Annotated in this window: 11 protein-coding genes and 1 pseudogene; 6 read left to right on the plus strand and 6 right to left on the minus strand. The window is 71.6% G+C overall.

Features of this window, described 5'->3' with window-relative positions; translation table 11 throughout:
* Window positions 1-19: 19 nt before the first annotated feature.
* The 4 genes from ABZ924_RS18945 to ABZ924_RS18960 all read right to left on the minus strand — a co-directional run bounded on the left by ABZ924_RS18945 (window position 20) and on the right by ABZ924_RS18960 (window position 4,696).
* On the minus strand, window positions 20-1,501 hold the full coding sequence (locus ABZ924_RS18945; RefSeq protein ID WP_361910626.1) for a non-reducing end alpha-L-arabinofuranosidase family hydrolase: 1,482 nt from the start codon (window positions 1,499-1,501) through the stop codon (window positions 20-22).
* A gap of 84 nt (window positions 1,502-1,585) precedes the next feature.
* Complete coding sequence (locus tag ABZ924_RS18950; RefSeq protein WP_361910629.1) at window positions 1,586-2,416, minus strand: carbohydrate ABC transporter permease; 831 nt, start codon at window positions 2,414-2,416, stop codon at window positions 1,586-1,588.
* Entirely contained in the window at window positions 2,413-3,309 is an 897-nt protein-coding gene (locus ABZ924_RS18955) for a sugar ABC transporter permease (RefSeq protein WP_361910750.1), read from the minus strand. Before ABZ924_RS18955 ends, ABZ924_RS18950 begins: the two co-directional genes overlap by 4 nt.
* A gap of 94 nt (window positions 3,310-3,403) precedes the next feature.
* A complete protein-coding gene (locus ABZ924_RS18960) occupies window positions 3,404-4,696 on the minus strand; it encodes an extracellular solute-binding protein (protein WP_361910632.1) in 1,293 nt (430 codons plus the stop codon).
* Between the two features lie 230 nt (window positions 4,697-4,926).
* On the opposite strand from ABZ924_RS18960, the gene ABZ924_RS18965 reads away from it, so the two are divergent.
* The 5 genes from ABZ924_RS18965 to ABZ924_RS18985 all read left to right on the plus strand — a co-directional run bounded on the left by ABZ924_RS18965 (window position 4,927) and on the right by ABZ924_RS18985 (window position 12,246).
* Window positions 4,927-5,940, plus strand: coding sequence for a LacI family DNA-binding transcriptional regulator (locus ABZ924_RS18965; protein WP_361910635.1), 1,014 nt, complete (start codon window positions 4,927-4,929; stop codon window positions 5,938-5,940).
* 9 nt (window positions 5,941-5,949) lie between these two features.
* On the plus strand, window positions 5,950-8,169 hold the full coding sequence (locus ABZ924_RS18970; protein WP_361910638.1) for a glycoside hydrolase family 3 N-terminal domain-containing protein: 2,220 nt from the start codon (window positions 5,950-5,952) through the stop codon (window positions 8,167-8,169).
* Window positions 8,166-9,635, plus strand: a complete 1,470-nt coding sequence (locus tag ABZ924_RS18975; protein ID WP_361910640.1) for a family 43 glycosylhydrolase — start codon at window positions 8,166-8,168, stop codon at window positions 9,633-9,635. The genes ABZ924_RS18970 and ABZ924_RS18975 overlap by 4 nt, the downstream gene beginning before the upstream one ends.
* Window positions 9,636-9,740: 105 nt before the next feature.
* Window positions 9,741-10,712, plus strand: coding sequence for a glycoside hydrolase family 6 protein (locus ABZ924_RS18980; RefSeq protein WP_361910642.1), 972 nt, complete (start codon window positions 9,741-9,743; stop codon window positions 10,710-10,712).
* Between the two features lie 94 nt (window positions 10,713-10,806).
* Window positions 10,807-12,246 carry an endo-1,4-beta-xylanase gene (locus ABZ924_RS18985; RefSeq protein ID WP_361910645.1) on the plus strand — a complete coding sequence of 480 codons (1,440 nt, stop codon included), beginning with the start codon at window positions 10,807-10,809 and terminating at the stop codon, window positions 12,244-12,246.
* Window positions 12,247-12,316: 70 nt separating this feature from the next.
* On the opposite strand, the pseudogene ABZ924_RS18990 reads toward ABZ924_RS18985, so the two are convergent.
* Window positions 12,317-14,786 (minus strand): annotated as a pseudogene (locus ABZ924_RS18990) (glycoside hydrolase family 9 protein).
* Between the two features lie 464 nt (window positions 14,787-15,250).
* A complete protein-coding gene (gene araD, locus ABZ924_RS18995) occupies window positions 15,251-15,988 on the minus strand; it encodes an L-ribulose-5-phosphate 4-epimerase AraD (RefSeq protein WP_361910647.1) in 738 nt (245 codons plus the stop codon).
* 242 nt (window positions 15,989-16,230) lie between these two features.
* Here araD and ABZ924_RS19000 point away from each other — a divergent pair, with 242 nt between their 5' ends.
* On the plus strand, window positions 16,231-17,289 hold the full coding sequence (locus ABZ924_RS19000) for a LacI family DNA-binding transcriptional regulator (RefSeq protein ID WP_361910650.1): 1,059 nt from the start codon (window positions 16,231-16,233) through the stop codon (window positions 17,287-17,289).
* Window positions 17,290-17,374 lie beyond the last annotated feature (85 nt).

Consider the following 17,374-nt stretch of genomic DNA (forward strand, 5'->3'; position numbering starts at 1 on the left):
CGAGCCCGCCGCGGCGGCTTCAGCGCTGCAGTGTCAGCAGGCCCGGCCGGTAGGGCCACAGGCCGTAGTCGCCGCCTGACCTGGGGTCGCGCCCCTGGTAGAGGAACTGCAGGTTGCAGGGGTCGACGGTGAAGGTCTGGTCGGCGCTGGTGCGGATGAGTTCACCGTGGCTGATGTCGTTGGTCCAGCCGGCGCCGCTGTTCGCCTTGCCGGCGAAGGGGTTGCTCTCGGTCGCGGCCTGGGGGGTCCAGGAGCCGTCCAGGCTGGTGGCCGTGAACGAGCGGAAGTAGCGGCCCTGCGCTCCGATCGCCTCGACGATCATGAGGTACCGGTTCTGGCCCTGGAGCTTGTAGACCTGAGGGGCTTCGAACAGGTCGTTCGTCGTGTCGCTCATGACCACGGTCGAGGACGTGCCGAAACTGCCCGGGAAGTTCCCGATCGGAATGGCGGCCCGGTAGATCTTGCCGTTGTCGCCGGCGAAGAACAGGTACATGTTCGTCCCGTCGCCGATGAGCGTCTGGTCGATGGGTCCGGTTCCGGGGCCCGCGATGCTTCCGGAGAAGAGCTCCTGCTCCGCCGACCAGCCGTTCGGATTGGCGGGGTCGGTCGACGTCCGGTAGGAGAAGGCGGTCCTGCCCCACTGGTAGGCGAGCACCCAGACGTTCTTCGGGGCGAAGTAGAAGAGCGTGGGCGCGACCGCGGAGGAGGACATCCCGTTCTGGGCGGCCGAGGCCATCTCCGACCAGTTGGTGAACGGCGTGAAGCTCATCGAACCCCAGCCCGCCCCGGTTCCCGCCGCGCCGTGCGTCGTCGCGTAGACGAGCTGCCGGCCGTTGTAGGGGGCGACGGTGAAGTCCTTGAGGGAGGCCCACCCCGGCTTGGGCTGCGCCAGCGGGCCGGTCGACGTCCAGCGGTACGTCGAGGGGAGAGCGCACGTGCCGGGGGTGCCGCTGCCGACCCGGACGAGCTGCCACTGCTGGTTGGTGCCGCCCCAGTCGTCGTACTGGACGACGTTCGCGTTGTCGGCGGTGGAGCCGCCCTGCACTTCCAGGGCCTTGTTGCTGTGGCGCGCGATGAGCCGCACGTAGCCGTCGGGGCTCTCGGCGAGCCGCCACTGCTGGTTGGTCCCGTTCACATCGGTCCACTGGACGATCGGGGCGCCGTTCGCGGTGGACCGGTTCTGGACGTCCAGCACCTTGCCGGAGTGACGGGACTTGATGCGGTAGTAGCCGCCGCCGGAGTCGACGAACTGCCACAGCTGCTGGTTCTGGTCGTTCCTGGTCCACTGGGTGATCCGGGCCCCGTCGCCCGTTGCCAGGTTGTAGACGTCCAGGGCCTTGCCGCTGTTGCGGTTGACCAGCACGTACGAGGCGTCGGCATCGATGGTCGGCGCCGCGCCGGCGGGCTGCGCGCCGAGGAAGGCGACCAGGAGCAGCAAGGGTGCCAGCAGGGCGAGCAGACGTCGTGTCAGGTGAGCCGGGGACGGATGGCGGAACCGCATCGGAGAACTCCTTCGTGGGCGGGGGCAAATGGGATTGTTAGCGCTAACAATTTTGCGGTGGCCAGTACGCCACATGCGGACGGGTCAGCCCTTGGTGGCGCCCGCGGTGAGGCCGCCGATCAACTGCCGCTCGGCGACGGCGTAGAACGCGAGGGCGGGGACCATGGCGAGCACGATGTAGGCGAGGACGAGCGCGTAGTCGGTGGAGTACTGGCCCTGGAACTGCTGCACTCCGACCGGGACCGTCTGCCATGTCGGGCCGTCGAGCACCAGCAGCGGCAGGAAGAAGTTGTTCCAGCTCGCGACGATCGCCAGGACGGACACCGTGCCGAGCGCCGGACGCGCCATCGGCAGCAGGATCCGCCAGAAGAAGCGGAACTTGCCGCAGCCGTCCATGACGGCCGCTTCCTCGACCTCCGGCGGAACGGTCCGGAAGAAGCCGCGCAGGATGATGATCGTCGTCGGGAGCCCGAAGGCCGCCTGCGGGAGGATCACTCCGAGCGGGTTGTCGAGCAGGCCGAAGGTCCGCAGCAGCAGGAACAACGGCAGAACGGCCACCGAGAACGGGAACATCAGCCCGATCGTGAACAGCGTGTAGAAGAGCTCCCTCCCCCGGAAGGCGTAGCGGGCCAGCACGAACGCCGCCATTGCGGATGCCGCCACCGTGCAGCACGTCGTGCCGATCGCGATGCCCGCGCTGTTGGCGATCTGCCGCCAGAACGAGCCGTCGCCGAGAATGCCGGTGTAGTTGCCGGCCTTCCACCGCTCGGGCACCCCGAACGGGTTGGTCGTCAGCTCGCCGGTGCTCTTGAACCCGGAGATCACCGCGTAGACGAGCGGCACGGCGACGAACGCGCCGATCAGCCAGACCACGGCGTGCAGGGACACAGCGCGTGCCGTCCTGCGGGGTTTCATCGGCCACCTCCGGAGGTGACGGCGCCGCTCAGGTCCCTGCGGAGCACGTAACGCTGGTAGAAGAGGGAGAAGATCAGGCTGATCATGAACAGCACCACGCTGATCGCACTGGCATAGCCGACCTGGTAGCGCTTGAACCCGAACTGGAACATCGAGATCGCCATCGTCTCGGAGGAGTGGTTGGGTCCGCCCGCGGTCATGACCCACACGAGGTCGAAGAGCTGGATGGCTCCGATGATCGAAAGGAAGGCGCTGATCCGGATCGTCGGGCCGAGCAGCGGCAGCGTCACGTGCCGGAAACGCTGCCAGAGCCCGGCGCCGTCGATGGAGGCGGCCTCGAGGACCTCGCCCGGGATGCTCTGCAGGCCGGCGAGGAAGAGCATCATGTGGAAGCCGAAGTACTTCCAGGTCATCACCACGAACAGGGTCGGCATGACCGTCGAGTGATCGGCGAGCCACCTCCCCCGCAACCCCTCCAGGCCGAAGGCTCCGGCGAGGTGGTCGGCCATGCCGACACCGGGAAGGAAGACCATCGTGAAGAGGACCGCCGTGACCACCTCGGACAGGACGTACGGAGCGAAGAACAGCATCCGGTAGACGGCCCGCCCGCGCAGCCTCTGGTTCAGGAGGACGGCGGTGAACAGCGCGAAGGGCAACTGCACCGTGATCGAAAGGGCGATCAGGTACAGCCCGCGCTCCAGGTCGCCGAGGAAGACCTGGTCGTGGAACAGCCTGGCGTAGTTCCCCAAGCCGACGAAGTCGTCCATGGGGCCGGTCCCGCCCCACTTGAAGAGGCCCGTGTAGACGGCGACGGCGATCGGGGCGAGGACGAAGACGAGGAAGAGGACCAGGGCCGGGACCAGGAACCAGGCCACCGACGCCCAGCTCCGCAACCCGCGCGGACCCGGGCGTGCCGGGCCGGGCGAGCCGGGCGGGCCCGTCGGCGCGGCGTCCCGCGACCGCTCCCGGGGCAGGGCGGACACGGGGTCAGGCACCCTTCGCCGCCGCGGATATCGACCGGGTGACCTGCTCGGGGGTCTTCTGGCCCGCGATGAGGTCCGCCACGCTGTCGTTGACTTCCTGGCCGACCGCCGGCGGGTAGGCCTGGTCGAGGAAGAGCTGGAACCCCGTCGCCCCGGCCAGGGCGTCGGCCACCGCCCTCCGGTTGGCGTCGGTGAGCGCGCTCTCCGCGCCCTTGACCACGGGCAGGTAGCCGTTGGAGGCCAGCAGCCTGGACTGGTTCTCCAGGACGAAGAACTTCAGGAAGTCCAGTGCCTCCTTCGGGGCGCCCTTGCGCAGCGCGAAACCGCCGCCGCCGCCGAGCACCTCGGTGACCCGGCCGGCGCCGCCGTCGACCGTCGGGAAGGGAAAGAAGCCCAGGTCCGCTCCCAGGTCCGCGCCCGCGTCCTTCTGGACCGACGGTGCCCACTGGCCCATCAGCTCCATGGCCGCCTTGCCGTTGCCCATGGTCGCGGCCTGGCCGCCGGGAGTGGAGTAGCCGGCGCCGAGGAAGCCCGGCTGGAACGGCTGGAGGTCGACCAGTTCCTTGAGGTGGCTGCCCGCCCGGACGAAACCCGCGCCGGTGAAGTCCTTGGCGGCAGCGGCCTGCCCCAGGGCGGGGAGTCCCCCGACGCGCATCGCGAGGTAGGCCCAGTAGAAGTGACCCGGCCATTTCTCCTTGCCCGCGAGGGCGATCGGAGTGACGCCCGCCGCCTTGAGCTTCCTGACGTCTTCGAGGAACTCGGCCCAGGTGGCCGGCGGAGCGGTGATGCCGGCCTTGGCGAAGAGCTTCTTGTTGTACCAGAAGCCGACCATGCCGACGTCGTAGGGCACCGCGTAGGTCCGGCCCTCGAACTGATAGGCCTGCAGCGAGACCGGGGTGAGGTCGGACGCCCAGCCGAACGCGTCGGTGAGGTCCTCGACCAGACCCGCGTCGACCTGCTGCCGCAGCACACCGCCACCCCAGGTCTGGAAGACGTCGGGGAGCCTTCCCGACGAAGTGACCGCTGCCAGCTTGGACTTGAACGCCTCGTTCTCCAACGAGGTCGTCTTGATCGCGATGTTCGGGTGGGCGGCCGTGAACGCCGTGGACAGCTGCGGGAACAGGGACCTGCCCGGTTCCGTGGTGGCGATGTTCCACCAGGCGAAGGCCACTTTGCCGTCGGCCGCCGACACCGGACCGGAGCCGCCGTCACCGCAGGCCGCGGTGAGTGAGGCGGACAGAACGGTCAGGCCCGAGAGCGCGAGGAAGCTTCGTCGACTCGGGGGTGTGCTCGCCATGGGACCTCCGGGGTGAGGAAAGCCGGTTCGAGTTCGAAATGTTTCGTAACTTTCTCGAATTCGCGCTGCCACAAACTAGGAACGTGAGGCCCTCCGGTCAAGCCTTCTTCCTGAATTGCCTTTCAGGGAAGCCCTCTTACTGCTTGACAATCGGGTCGCACCGGCCGGAAACTCCTCGAAAGTTTGCGATACCTATCGACAGCCAGAGGCGTCCGCGCGGAGGAGAGAAGTTGAGCGAGCAGCGTCCGACCCTGGCCGTCATCGCCGCCGAGGCAGGGGTCTCCCAGGCCACCGTGTCCAAGGTGCTCAACGGCCGCGCCGATGTCGCGGCTTCGACACGCGAACGGATCGAGGGCCTGCTGCGGGCCCACCACTACCTCCACCCCGGGCGGCAGGGCAGGGCCCGCAGGTCGGGCCTGGTCGACCTGATCATCGGCGGTCTGGACAGCGCGTGGGCGGTGGAGATACTGCGCGGCGTCGAGGCCGAGTGCGCCCAGCGCAGCGTGGGCACCGTCGTGTCGCTCGTCCCGCCGGGCGAAGCCACGCCGTCGAGCTGGGCCGCACTGCCGGTCCTGCACCACAGCGACGGCGTCATCCTCGTCACCGCCTCGGTCACCCGGGCCCAGCGCGCCCAGATCGAACAGGCCGGGGTGGCGCTGGTCGTCATCGACCCGATCGACCTGCCGGGCAACGGTGTGCCGAGCATCGGCGCGACCAACTGGGCGGGCGGCCTCGCCGCCACGGAGCACCTGCTGGAGCTCGGACACCGCCGGATCGCCGCGATCGGCGGGCGCAAGGAGATGCTCTGCAGCCAGGCCCGCATCGACGGGTACCGTGCCGCGCTGGAGCGGGCCGGCATCGAGGTCCGCCGCGACATGATCCGGTTCGGTGACTTCCAGCACGAGGGCGGGTTCCGCCGCGCCCGGGAACTGCTCGCGCTCCCCGAGCCGCCGACCGCCATCTTCGCCGGAAGCGACCAGCAGGCGATGGGCGTCTACGAAGCGGCCCGGCAAGGCGGACTGAGCGTCCCGGGAGACCTCAGCGTGGTCGGCTTCGACGACCTGCCGATGTGCGGATGGCTGTCACCGCCGCTGACGACGGTGCGCCAGCCGCTGGAGCAAATGGGCCGACTCGCCGCCCGAACGCTTTTCCAGCTGATGGACGGCCAGCCCCTCGTCAGCCCCCGGATGGAGCTCTCGACCGAGCTCAAGGTCCGCCTGTCCACCGCCCCGCCCCGTCTCTAGGAGAACTCCTTGAACGAGCCCTGGCGCGACCCCCTGCTGCCCGTGTCCGTGCGCGTCGCCGATCTGCTGGAACGGATGACACTGGAAGAGAAGGCCGGGCAGCTCACCGCGTTCTGGGCGCAGCCCTCGGCTCCGGGGGCACCGGTCGCGCCCGCGGAGGACGATTCCGGCGAGTCCGCACCCGGGCTCGACGACATCGCCGTACACGGGCTCGGACAGCTCACCCGGGTATACGGCACCGCTGCGATCACCGCGAAGGCCGGAATGGAACGGCTCGCCTCGCTCCAGCGGCAGGTGATCGCAGCGGGCCGGTTCGGGATCCCCGCGGTCGCCCACGAGGAGTGCCTGACCGGGTTCATGACGCGGGGGGCGACGGTCTTCCCCGCGCCGCTCGCCTGGGGTGCGTCCTTCGACCCCGGGCTCGTGCGCCGGATGGCCGCCGCGATCGGCGCGGGGATGCGGCGGGCCGGTGTCCACCAGGGGCTGGCTCCGGTCCTCGACGTGGTCCGCGACTACCGGTGGGGCAGGACCGAGGAGTGCATCGGTGAGGACCCCTATCTCGTCGGAGCGATCGGCACCGCCTACGTGCAGGGCCTGCAAGGCGCCGGGATCGTGGCGACGCTCAAGCACTTCGCCGGGTACTCGGCCTCACGGGCCGGCCGGAACATGGCACCCGTCGCAGTGGGGCCGCGCGAGTTCACCGACGTGCTGGTCGAGCCTTTCGTACGGGCGCTGCGCGAGGGGGGCGCCCGGTCGGTGATGAACAGCTACACCGACGTGGACGGCGTCCCGGTGGCCGCCGACGAACGGCTGCTGACCGGGCTGCTCAGGGGTGAACTCGGCTTCACCGGTGTGGTCGTCGCCGACTACTACGCCGTCTCCTTCCTGGAGAGCCGGCACGGCGTCACCGGTTCACGCGGCGCAGCCGGCGCGCTGGCGCTGACCGCCGGAATCGACGTCGAACTGCCCACGGCCCGCTGCTACGGCGAGCCGCTGACCGGAGTCGTCCGGTCGGGAGGCGTACCGGAGGAGCTCATCGACCGGGCCGCACAGCGGGTCCTGCTGCAGAAGGCCGAACTCGGCCTGCTCGACCCGGACTGGGAGCCCGCCGCGCCCGAGGCCGTCGACCTCGACCCGCCGGAGAACCGAGCACTGGCCAGGCTCGTGGCCGAACGGTCCACCGTGCTGCTCACCAATGACGGCACCCTGCCGCTGCGGCCCTGCCGGGTCGCGGTCCACGGGCCGTACACCGACGAACCCCGGTCCTTCCTCGGCTGTTATGCCTTTCCCAACCACGTCGCGGCGCCGGGCGAGCCGGGGCTGGTGATCCCCACGCTCGGCGAAGCGCTCGGCGCCGCCGGGTTCACGGTCACCGCGGATGACCCGGACGTGAACGTACTGGTGCTCGGGGACCGGGCCGGCCTGTTCGGCCGGGGCACCTCCGGAGAGGGCTGCGACGCCGAAACCCTCGAACTGCCCGGCGACCAGGCCGCACTCGCCTCCGCCGTCCTGGACTCCGGCGTGCCGACCGTCCTGGTCGTGGTCTCCGGACGGCCTTACGCGCTGGGCCCGCCGGCCGAGCGCGCGTCGGCCGTCATACAGGCCTTCTTCCCCGGAGAGGAGGGGGCGACGGCGCTGGCCCGGATCATCAGCGGGGCGGCGGAACCGTCCGGACGGCTGCCCGTCTCCCTCCCCCGCCGGGCCGGCGGCCAGCCCGGCACCTACCTGCACGCCAGGCTCGGCGGGCCCACCGACTGGAGTTCGGTGGACCCGACCCCGCTGTTCCCCTTCGGACACGGGCTGAGCTGGACCAGGTTCGCCTTCTCGGAGCTCTCGGTCGATCCCGAGGCCCGGACGGACGGGGCCGTCACCGTCTCGGCCACCGTGCGCAACGTCGGCGGGGTGGCCGGGACCGAGGTGGTCCAGTTGTACCTCTCCGACCCGGTGGCGTCCGTCGTCCGGCCGCAGCAGTGGCTCGCCGGATTCGCCCGGGTCGAGCTGCCGCCGGGCGCGGCCGCCCGGGTCGCCTTCTGCGTCCATGCCGACCGGACCTCCTTCACCGGGCTCGACCTGCGCAGGAGAGTGGAGCCCGGGGAGATCGGGGTGGCCGTCGGACGGTCCAGCGGCGACCTTCCGCTCCAGGGCTCCTTCACGCTGCGGGGGCCGGTACGCCATCCGGCCGCCGACCGGGTGCTGTCCGTGCCGGTCGAGATCGTCCCGGTTCCATGACCGGGTTCTCCGGTGACCCCGTACTGCCCGGGTTCCGGCCCGACCCGTCCGTCTGCCGGGTGGGAGCGGACTACTACCTGGTGACGTCCAGCTTCGAATGGTTCCCGGGCCTTCCCGTCTTCCACAGCCGGGACCTCGTGAACTGGCGGCGCATCGGATCCGCGCTCGATCGGGCGTCCCAGCTCGACCTCGTCGGCTGCGCTCCCTCACGGGGCCTGTTCGCACCGACGATCCGGCACCATGACGGACTCTTCCATCTCGTCTGCACGCTGATGGACGGTCCCGGTCACTTCGTCGTCACAGCGGCGGACCCGGCGGGGCCGTGGTCGCAGCCGCGGTGGCTGGACGGCGAGGGCTTCGACCCGTCGCTGTTCTTCGACGACGGACCGGACGAAAGCGACGTCCATGCCTGGTTCACCGCCGCCCGTGTGGTGGACGAGGCCGCCGGGCGCACAGAGATCTGGATGCGCGAGTACCTTCCCCGCGAACGACGGCTCACGGGACCCGAGTACGTCCTGTGGTCGGGGAGCCGCCCGGGGGCCCGATGGTCGGAAGCCCCGCACCTGTACCGGATCGACGGCGCCTATCTCCTGCTCACCGCCGAGGGCGGCACCGATGTGGACCACAGCGTGGTGGCCGCCCGCGCCGACCACGTGACCGGCCCCTACGAGGGCGCCCCGGGCAACCCGGTGCTGCCACCCGCCGGGGGGCCGGTCACCTGCACCGGGCACGCCGACCTCGTCCGGACCCCGCACGGCGACTGGCGGGCCGTCCTGCTGGGCGTCCGCCCGGGCTCCGCGGTCGGCCGCGAGACCTTCCTCAGCCGGGTCACCTGGGACGACGGCTGGCCGGTCTTCTCCCCCGTCCGCCACACGGGCCCGCGCCGCCCCCTCCACGACGACTTCGCCACCCTCTCCGCCGACTGGAGCACCCTGCGCACCCCACCGGCACCGTTCTGGACCACCGGCGACGGGCTCCGCCTCCGGCTCCGGCCCGGACGCCTCGGCGAGCGCACCACCCCGTCCCTCCTGGCCCGGCCCCAGGAACAGCCCGACTGCGACGTCTCCACGGAACTGCGCTTCACTCCCGCCGCACCGGACGAAGAGGCAGGCCTCGCGGTGGTCCTCGACGACGACACCCATCTCCTCCTCCTTCGCACCACGGAAGGACTCAGCCTCCGCCACGGGCCGGAGGTGCTGGCCCGGGTTCCCGTCCCCGAGGGCCCCGTGCGCCTGGGGGTCCGCATCCGCGGTTTCCACCACACCTTCAGCCATGCGGCACCCGGCGGCGCCCGGCAGGACCTGCCCCCCGTCGAAGCCACCTTCCTCAGCCCGCTGTTCACCAGCGTCCAGCTCGGCCTCTACGCCACCTCCAACGGCCGCCCCTCCACCAGCCAAGCGCACTTCACCTGGTTCGACATCACTTATCCGAGCCGGCAGGAACCGCCCGGACACCGGCGTCGGTGACGCCCGCGGCCCGTCCACGGTTCCGCTCCACGGCCCCCGCCCCGGGGAGAGCGCACTCCCGCAGCCGGAAGCGCTTCCCCCCTTCCCCCCACCGGAGGACCAACCATGCGCAAGTCCGTCCGAGCCGCATCCACCCTGCTGGCCGCAGTCCTCGCCGGCGGTCTCGCCCTGCTCCACGCCGGCCCGGCGTACGCCGCCGACCCGACCACCATGACCAGCGGCTTCTACACCGACCCCGACAACTCCGCCCTGCGGTGGACCACGGCGAACCCCGGCGACGGCCGGGCCGCGGCGATCCGGACGTCCATCGCCAACACCCCGGCCGCCCGCTGGTTCGGCAACTGGAGCGGCGACATCGCCGCGGCCGCCGGCTCCTACGCGGGCCGCGCGGACTCCGCCGACAAGCTGCCGATCCTGGTCGCGTACAACATCCCCGACCGGGACATCTGCGCCGGCCAGTCCGGCGGCGGCGCCGGGAGCCGCGCCGCCTACGAGAGCTGGATCGCCTCCTTCGCCAGTGGCATCGGCAGCCGCCCGGCCGTCGTCATCCTCGAACCCGACGCGCTCGGGCACGAGAGCTGTATGACGGCCGGCCAGATCGCCGAGCGCAACGCCATGCTCAAGTACGCGATCGCCCAGTTCAACGCCAAGGCGCCCAACACCTGGGTCTACCTCGACGCCGGGAACGCCGGCTGGATCGGCGCCGCGGCCATGGCCCAGCAGCTCGCCGCCGCCGGGGTCGGCGGGGCGCACGGCTTCGCGCTGAACGTCTCCAACTACTTCACCACCGACCAGAACAGCTCCTACGGCAACGCCGTCAACTCGGCCCTGCGCTCCTACGGCTACACGAAGCCGTTCGTCATCGACACCAGCCGCAACGGCAACGGCTCCAACGGCGAGTGGTGCAACCCCGCCGGCCGGCGGACCGGTACTCCCAGCCGGCGCGGGGGCGGTGCCGAGATGCTGCTGTGGATCAAGATCCCCGGCGAGTCGGACGGCAACTGCGGCGTCGGGGCGGGCTCCTCGGCCGGGCAGTTCCTGCCGGAGGCCGCCTACAAGATGATCTACGGCTACTGAGCCCGCCCGCGGATCCACTCCGCCGCGCTCCACTCCCTCCGTGCTCTTCCTTCCGTGCTCTTCCTTCCCTGTTCTCTCTCCTGGAGGCTCATTCATGGGATCGAACGCCCTTCCCCCGCCCCTCCTCCGCCGCAAGACCCGGGGGCTGCGCGCGGCCCTGGCCGTCGCCGTCCTCGGTGCGGCCGCCGTGCTGGCGGCTCCGCCGGCCGCACAGGCCGCCGAGGGCACGCTCGGCGGCGCGGCGGCGCAGAGCGGCCGCTACTTCGGCGCCGCCATCGCCTCGGGCAGGCTGGGCGACGGCGCGTACACGTCGATCGCGGGTCGCGAGTTCAACTCGGTGACGCCCGAGAACGAGATGAAGCCCGACGCCACCGAGCCCCAACAGGGTCAGTTCAGCTTCGCCGCAGGTGACCGCGTCTACAACTGGGCGGTGCAGAACGGCAAGCAGGTACGCGGCCACACCCTGGCCTGGCACTCCCAGCAACCCGGCTGGATGCAGAACCTCAGCGGCAGCGCGCTGCGCCAGGCGATGGTCAACCACATCAACGGCGTGATGGCCCACTACAAGGGCAAGCTCGTCCAGTGGGACGTCGTGAACGAGGCCTTCGCCGACGGCAGTTCGGGCGCACGCCGGGACTCCAACCTGCAGCGCACCGGGAACGACTGGATCGAGGTCGCCTTCCGCACCGCGCGCACCGCCGACCCCGGGGCCAAGCTCTGCTACAACGACTACAACATCGAGAACTGGACCTGGGCCAAGACCCAGGCCGTGTACTCCATGGTCCGGGACTTCAAGCAGCGCGGCGTGCCGATCGACTGCGTCGGCTTCCAGTCCCACTTCAACAACGACAGCCCCTACGACAGCAACTTCCGCACCACCCTGCGGAGCTTCGCCGCCCTCGGCGTCGATGTGGCCGTCACCGAACTCGACGTCCAGGGCGCCCCGGCCACGACCTACGCCCACGTGGCCGACGACTGCCTGTCCGTCCCGCGCTGCCTCGGCATCACCGTCTGGGGCGTACGGGACACCGACTCGTGGCGATCGGAGCAGTCGCCGCTGCTGTTCGACGGCAACGGCAACAAGAAGCCCGCCTACACCTCCGTGCTGGGCTCACTCAACGCCGCCGGCTCCTCCACTCCGACCCCCTCGCCCGGTTCCGGGCCGATCAAGGGCGTCGGTTCGGGCCGCTGCCTGGACGTGCCGGGTGCCGCGACCACCGACGGCACCCGGCTCAACCTGTGGGACTGCAACGGCCGCGCCAACCAGCAGTGGGCGTACACCGCCGCAGGCGAGCTGAGGGTCTACGGTGACAAGTGCCTGGACGCCGCCGGAACGGGCAACGGCACCAAGTTCCAGATCTACGGCTGCTGGGGCGGCGACAACCAGAAATGGCGCCTCAACTCCGACGGATCCATCGTCGGCGTCCAGTCCGGCCTCTGCCTTGACGCCACCGGCAACGGCACCGCCAACGGCACCCTGATCCAGCTCTACTCCTGCTCCGGCGGCAGCAACCAGCGCTGGACCCGCACCTGAACCCCCGAAGGCCCGTAGAACGCGCCCTGCCCGCCGTCCCCGAGGGGCGGCGGGCAGGGCGTGCGGTCGTTCAGGAGCAGAGTGCACCGTTCAGCGTGAAGCGCGCGGGGGGCGCGTTGGTGCCCGAATACGTGGCCTGGAGGCCGAAGCTCGCGCTGCCGCCGGGCTCCAGGGTGCCGTTCCACCCGGCGTCCCGGGCGGTGACCGTGCTGCCCGACTGGCTCACCGTGGCGTTCCAGGCATTGCCGATCCGCTGGTCACCCGCGAAGCTCCAGCCGAGGGTCCATCCGGAGACCGCCGAGGTTCCGGTGTTCCGCACGCTCACCGTCGCCGTGAAGCCGTTGCCCCAGGCGTTGTCGATCCGGTAGACCACCGTGCAGGAGGCCGCCGGGGCGTCGTCGTCCGCCTCCGTCGCCGTGAACGTGGCCGACTGCACGCCGGGACCGCCGGCCGTGAACGTCGCGCTGCCCGGCAACGCGTCGGCGTCCTGCGCGGCCGAGACCGGAACCTGCTGCGCCGTGGCCCAGTTGCCCGCAGTGAACACCAGGGTCGCGGCCGCCGACAGGTCCTGGTCGCCGGAGCTCCGGGCCACGGTCACCGTGACGTTCCGCGCGGGCGCCGCCGAGAGCCGTACGCCCACCGGCGCCGAACCGCCCTCCGGGACCGTCACGGCCGACGGGGCCACCTGGACCACGGGCACCGCCGGAGCGCCGCGCCGCTCGGCGGCGAAGGCCGCCAGCCAGGCCAGCGAAGCGTTCCAGTTGATCGCGACCTCGTTGGTGGAGTACGAGCCGATGTCGTCCACGTAGCACGCCGCCGGCGCGCAGCCCGCGAGCTTCTCCCTGGCGACCGGGTCCTCCAGTGCCGCGTTCGGCCCGCCCGCGAAGGAGCCGGCCGGCGGGTGCGGCAGCGCGGCGTCGTTCTGGTGCGCCCAGAACCGGTGGTGCTGGTTCTCGGAGTGGCGTTCGCCGTAGCCGGTGACGTAGGAGAGGTCGAGCGCGTTGCGGCCGAGCAGGTAGTCCAGGGACTCCAGCGCTCCGGCCCGATAGCGCTGTTGGCCGGTGAGCTCGTATGCGACGGCCAGCACCATCGCGTTGTTGGTGACGGAGCTGTTGGAGCCCCATGCGTACCCGGTGGCCGGGAGCGGCACGGGGTAGCCCTGTCCGGCCAGGGTGGACAGGTGGCCGTCGGCGGCGGCGGTCAGCAGGGCGCGCAACCGGGCGATGTCGTCGGCGGGCAGGCCCACGCCGGGGACGGTGGCGAGGGTGATGCGGCCGAGGGTGGCCGTGCCACCCCACCAGAACGCGTCGACGGGCTTGGTGTGGTGCGGGGAGGAGGTGACGGCGTCCCGGTACTGCGGCTCTCCGGTGGTGGCCAAGAGCTCCGCCGCCGCCCAGTAGAACTCGTCGGAGACGTCGGCGTCCTCGTACGCGCCGCCACCGGTGTTGTCGGTCGCCGGGGCGAGCACGTCGGGGTTGGCCTTGGCGGCCGTCCAGGCGCGGCGGGCCGCGTCCAGACAGCGTGCGGCGAACTCGGTGTCGTACGGCGCGTACACCCGGGCACACTGCGCGGCCGAGGCCGCCAGGTTCAGCGTCGCGGCGGTGGACGGCTTGTGCAGCTCGCGCCGCTCGGCGTCGAGTTCGGGCCGGGTCGGCAGGGCGGTCCACTGGGCGTCGTGCATCTTGTGGAAGGCCATCCCGGCCATCGGCTTCCCGGCCGGGACCTGCATCCGCAGCAGGAACTCCAGCTCCCAGCGGGCCTCGTCCAGCACGTCCGGCGTCCCGTTGCCGCGCTCCGGCCCGCAGCGTCGAGTCGCCGAGCGCCGCGTCGCCGCCCGACCGGCGCGCCCGCTCGAAGGAATTGACCAGCTCCCAGACGGAGATGCCTCCGTTGACGACGTACTTGCCGTGGTCGCCCGCGTCGTACCAGCCGCCGCGCGCGTCCATGCGGTAGTCGCACGCCCCCGCCTGGCAGGGGACGTCGCTGTCGCCCTTGTTCGGGGCGACGCCCAGGTGCCCGGCGGGGCGGGCGTAGGCGCTGCCGCCGGCCAGGGCCGCGTCGATCGCGATGCCGCTGCGCTGCTGGTAGAAGAACGACATGCTGTCCGCGCGCAACGCGTCGTACAGCGACGGGGAGATGTCGAAGGGGTGGCTGGTGCGGCCGTCGACGCCGAGGGTGTAGCCGGTGCCGGTGCCGGTGTACGCGCCGAAGTCCACCAGGTGCGTGGACTGTCCGGACGCCTGGTCCGCGCCGCGCACCGTGGTGGTGCCCGAGGCGACCACCGCGCCCGCGGCGTCGCGCAGTTGCCAGCCGAGCGGGACGGGCGCGGTGCTGGCCACGGTGGCCCGCTTGGGGCCGTCGGGCAGGTAGCCGAGCTGGTTGACCCGGACGGGTGTGTCCGCGACGGCGGCCACGGGGGCGGCGGCCGCTGCCGGAACGGTCAGGGCGGTCGTGGACAGGCCGCCGACCGATAGCGCGAAGCCGGCGAGTACGGCGGCCGCGCGACGGGGCACGCCGCGCGCAGGGGTGACAGGAGGCACGGGTGGAGCCTTCCTAGGCAAGGGGGTGTGGGAGCGCTCCCAATCAAGCCAGCAGCCGGACGGACCCGTCAAGTAGCCTTGCACCAGGGGTAGTTGGCGCATCCGCATTCGTGCGCGGGCGGCAGCCCGCGAACCGCCCGGCCCGGGCACCGGAGCATCGGTGGACGTACGGGGCCGCCACCCTCCCATCGGCGCGGTGCGGGACCGTCCGCCCGGCGGGTCGAGGTCGCGCCCTGCGGGTGGCGGTCGCGCCCGGGCGGGTGGCGGGACGGCGCGACGCCGGCCACGCCCGGCCCCACCACCGGTTCCCGGCCGCGCGACTCCGGGAGCCGGGCCGGGGGCCCGGCCCAGCGGCCCACCGGGCACCCGGCCTCCCGGCCGCGCCTCGCGGAGGATGCCCTCCCGACACCGGCGGCGCGCCGGCGAGGCGGCGCTCCCCGTACGGCGCGAGGCGGTGCGCGGCCTCAGCTTCCCGCAGTGCGGGGGGCGTTGCCGTAGTAGGCGTCCGGTCCGTGCTTGCGGGTGAAGTGCCGCTCCAGAAGGTGCCTCGGCGGCTCGGAGACGCTCCCGAGGCGGAATCCCAGCGCCAGCGTGTGCAGCGCCATCTCCGCCACGGCCTCGCAGACGACGGCGTTCTCCAGCGCGGCCTTCGCGGTGGCGCCCCAGGTGAAGGGGCCGTGTCGTGAGACGAGCGCTCCGGGGACCTCTTCGGCCCGGCGGGGATCGCCGCCGAGCCGGGCGACGATCACCTGGCCGGTGTTGTACTCGTAGTCCTTCGCGCACTGCGCGGCGGTGAGGTCCTCCGTCACGGGGACGGGGCCGTTGAAGGTGTCGGCGTGCGTGGTGCCGAGCACCGGGATCTGGCGGCGCGCCTGGGCGAAGGCGACGGCGTGCGCCGAGTGGGTGTGGGTGACCCCGCCGATGGAGGGGAACGCGCGGTAGAGGCACCGATGGGTCTCGGCGTCGGTGGACGGCCTGAGGTGCCCGTCGACGACCCTCCCGTCCTCCAGCGCCACCACCACCAGGTCCTCCTCGGTGAGGTCGGCGTAGGAGACCCCGGACGGCTTGATGACGAAGACACCGGCGTCCCGGTCCACTCCGCTCACGTTTCCCCAGGTGAGAGTGGCCAGCCCGGCCTCCGGGATGCGCAGGTTGGCCGCGAGGACCTCGCGACGCAGCTTCTCGAGATGGGTCCCGCTCACTGCACCCTCACCGTCTTTCCGTCACTGGACCGGTCGCTGCCGTTCAGATTGTGAGCGCTAACAAGCGTCAAGCTCAAGAGATTACGAGGAGATTCCCGCTCAGACTCTGCGAAGAACGCTGCATAATGTGAGCGCCAACATCAATACCCCGCCGACCGTCTCCCGGCCGGTCCGAGATGTGTGCGGGCCGCGGCCGGTTCGGTACCGTGAGGGAAGGCCGCTCGATGAGGAAAGGAAGAGAGTTGACCCAGCTCCCGGACGTCTCGCGAGCGCCCACCATGACGGACGTCGCGCGCGTCGCAGGCGTCTCCCATCAGACCGTTTCGCGGGTGCTCAGCGACCACCCGAACGTCAGCGCCAAGACCCGGGCCGCGGTGACACAGGTCATCGAGCAGCTGGGCTACCGCCGCAACTCGGCGGCCCGGGCCCTGGCCACGCGCCGGACCCACACCCTGGGCGTCATCGCGGTGAACACCACGCTGCACGGGCCCGCCAGCACCGTGGCGGGGGTTCAGGAAGCCGCTCGCGACCGCGGCTATCTGACGTCCGCCGTCACGCTCCGGACGGCCACGCAGACGGCCCTCGCCGAAGCCATGCAGCACCTCGCCGGGTGGGGGGTGGAGGGGATCGTCGCCGTCACTCCGCAGCGCGCCGCGGTGAAGGCCCTGGCGGCGTTGGAGGCACCGTGCCCGGTGGTCACCGTGGAAGGCGGCCACACCCTGGCCCTGCCCGGGGTGTCGCTGGACCAGAACCTCGGCGCTCGCATGATCACGGAACACCTCCTGGCCTCGGGCCACTCCACCGTGTGGCATGTCGCGGGCCCCTCCGACTGGCTCGAGAGCGAGGCCCGCACCCAGGGATGGGAGGAGGCGCTGCGGGACGCCGGAGCCGAGGTGCCGCCCCTGCTGCGCGGCGACTGGAGCCCCCTGTCGGGATACCAGGCCGGCCAGCAGCTCGCGGGGCGGGTCCGGGCGTCACGAGGAGGGGGAGCGGGCCTCACGGCGGTGTTCGTCGCCAACGACCAGATGGCCCTCGGTGTCCTGCGCGCCTTGCGGGAAGCCGGACTGCGCACGCCCGAGGACGTGGCGGTCGCCGGCTTCGACGACATCCCGGAGGCCGAGTTCTTCCCGCCTCCGCTGACGACGATCCGCCAGGACTTCGCCTCGCTCGGCCGCGACAGCATCGGTCTGCTCCTGGACCACATCGAGGGCCGGGCCGACGAGCCGACGCACCTGGTGGTGGTCCCCGAGCTCATCGTGCGCGCCAGCACGGCCCGCAGGATCGCCCTCCCCGGCGAATGAGCCCGGCATGCCCGGTGCCCGGTCCCCCCCGCCGGAGGGGCCGGGCACCGGACGGCGGACGGCGGACGCGGCCTGCGCTGCCGGA

This window comes from Streptomyces sp. NPDC046876 (assembly GCF_040645035.1).
GTDB lineage: Bacteria > Actinomycetota > Actinomycetes > Streptomycetales > Streptomycetaceae > Streptomyces.

What these genes read in the sequence shown, in the direction of transcription:
- ABZ924_RS18945 (WP_361910626.1), bottom strand. Translation starts at nt 1,501, where the DNA reads ATGCGGTTCCGCCATCCGTCCCCGGCTCACCTGACACGACGTCTGCTC.
- ABZ924_RS18950 (WP_361910629.1), bottom strand. Translation starts at nt 2,416, where the DNA reads ATGAAACCCCGCAGGACGGCACGCGCTGTGTCCCTGCACGCCGTGGTC.
- ABZ924_RS18960 (WP_361910632.1), bottom strand. Translation starts at nt 4,696, where the DNA reads ATGGCGAGCACACCCCCGAGTCGACGAAGCTTCCTCGCGCTCTCGGGC.
- ABZ924_RS18975 (WP_361910640.1), top strand. Translation starts at nt 8,166, where the DNA reads ATGACCGGGTTCTCCGGTGACCCCGTACTGCCCGGGTTCCGGCCCGAC.
- ABZ924_RS18980 (WP_361910642.1), top strand. Translation starts at nt 9,741, where the DNA reads ATGCGCAAGTCCGTCCGAGCCGCATCCACCCTGCTGGCCGCAGTCCTC.
- ABZ924_RS18985 (WP_361910645.1), top strand. Translation starts at nt 10,807, where the DNA reads ATGGGATCGAACGCCCTTCCCCCGCCCCTCCTCCGCCGCAAGACCCGG.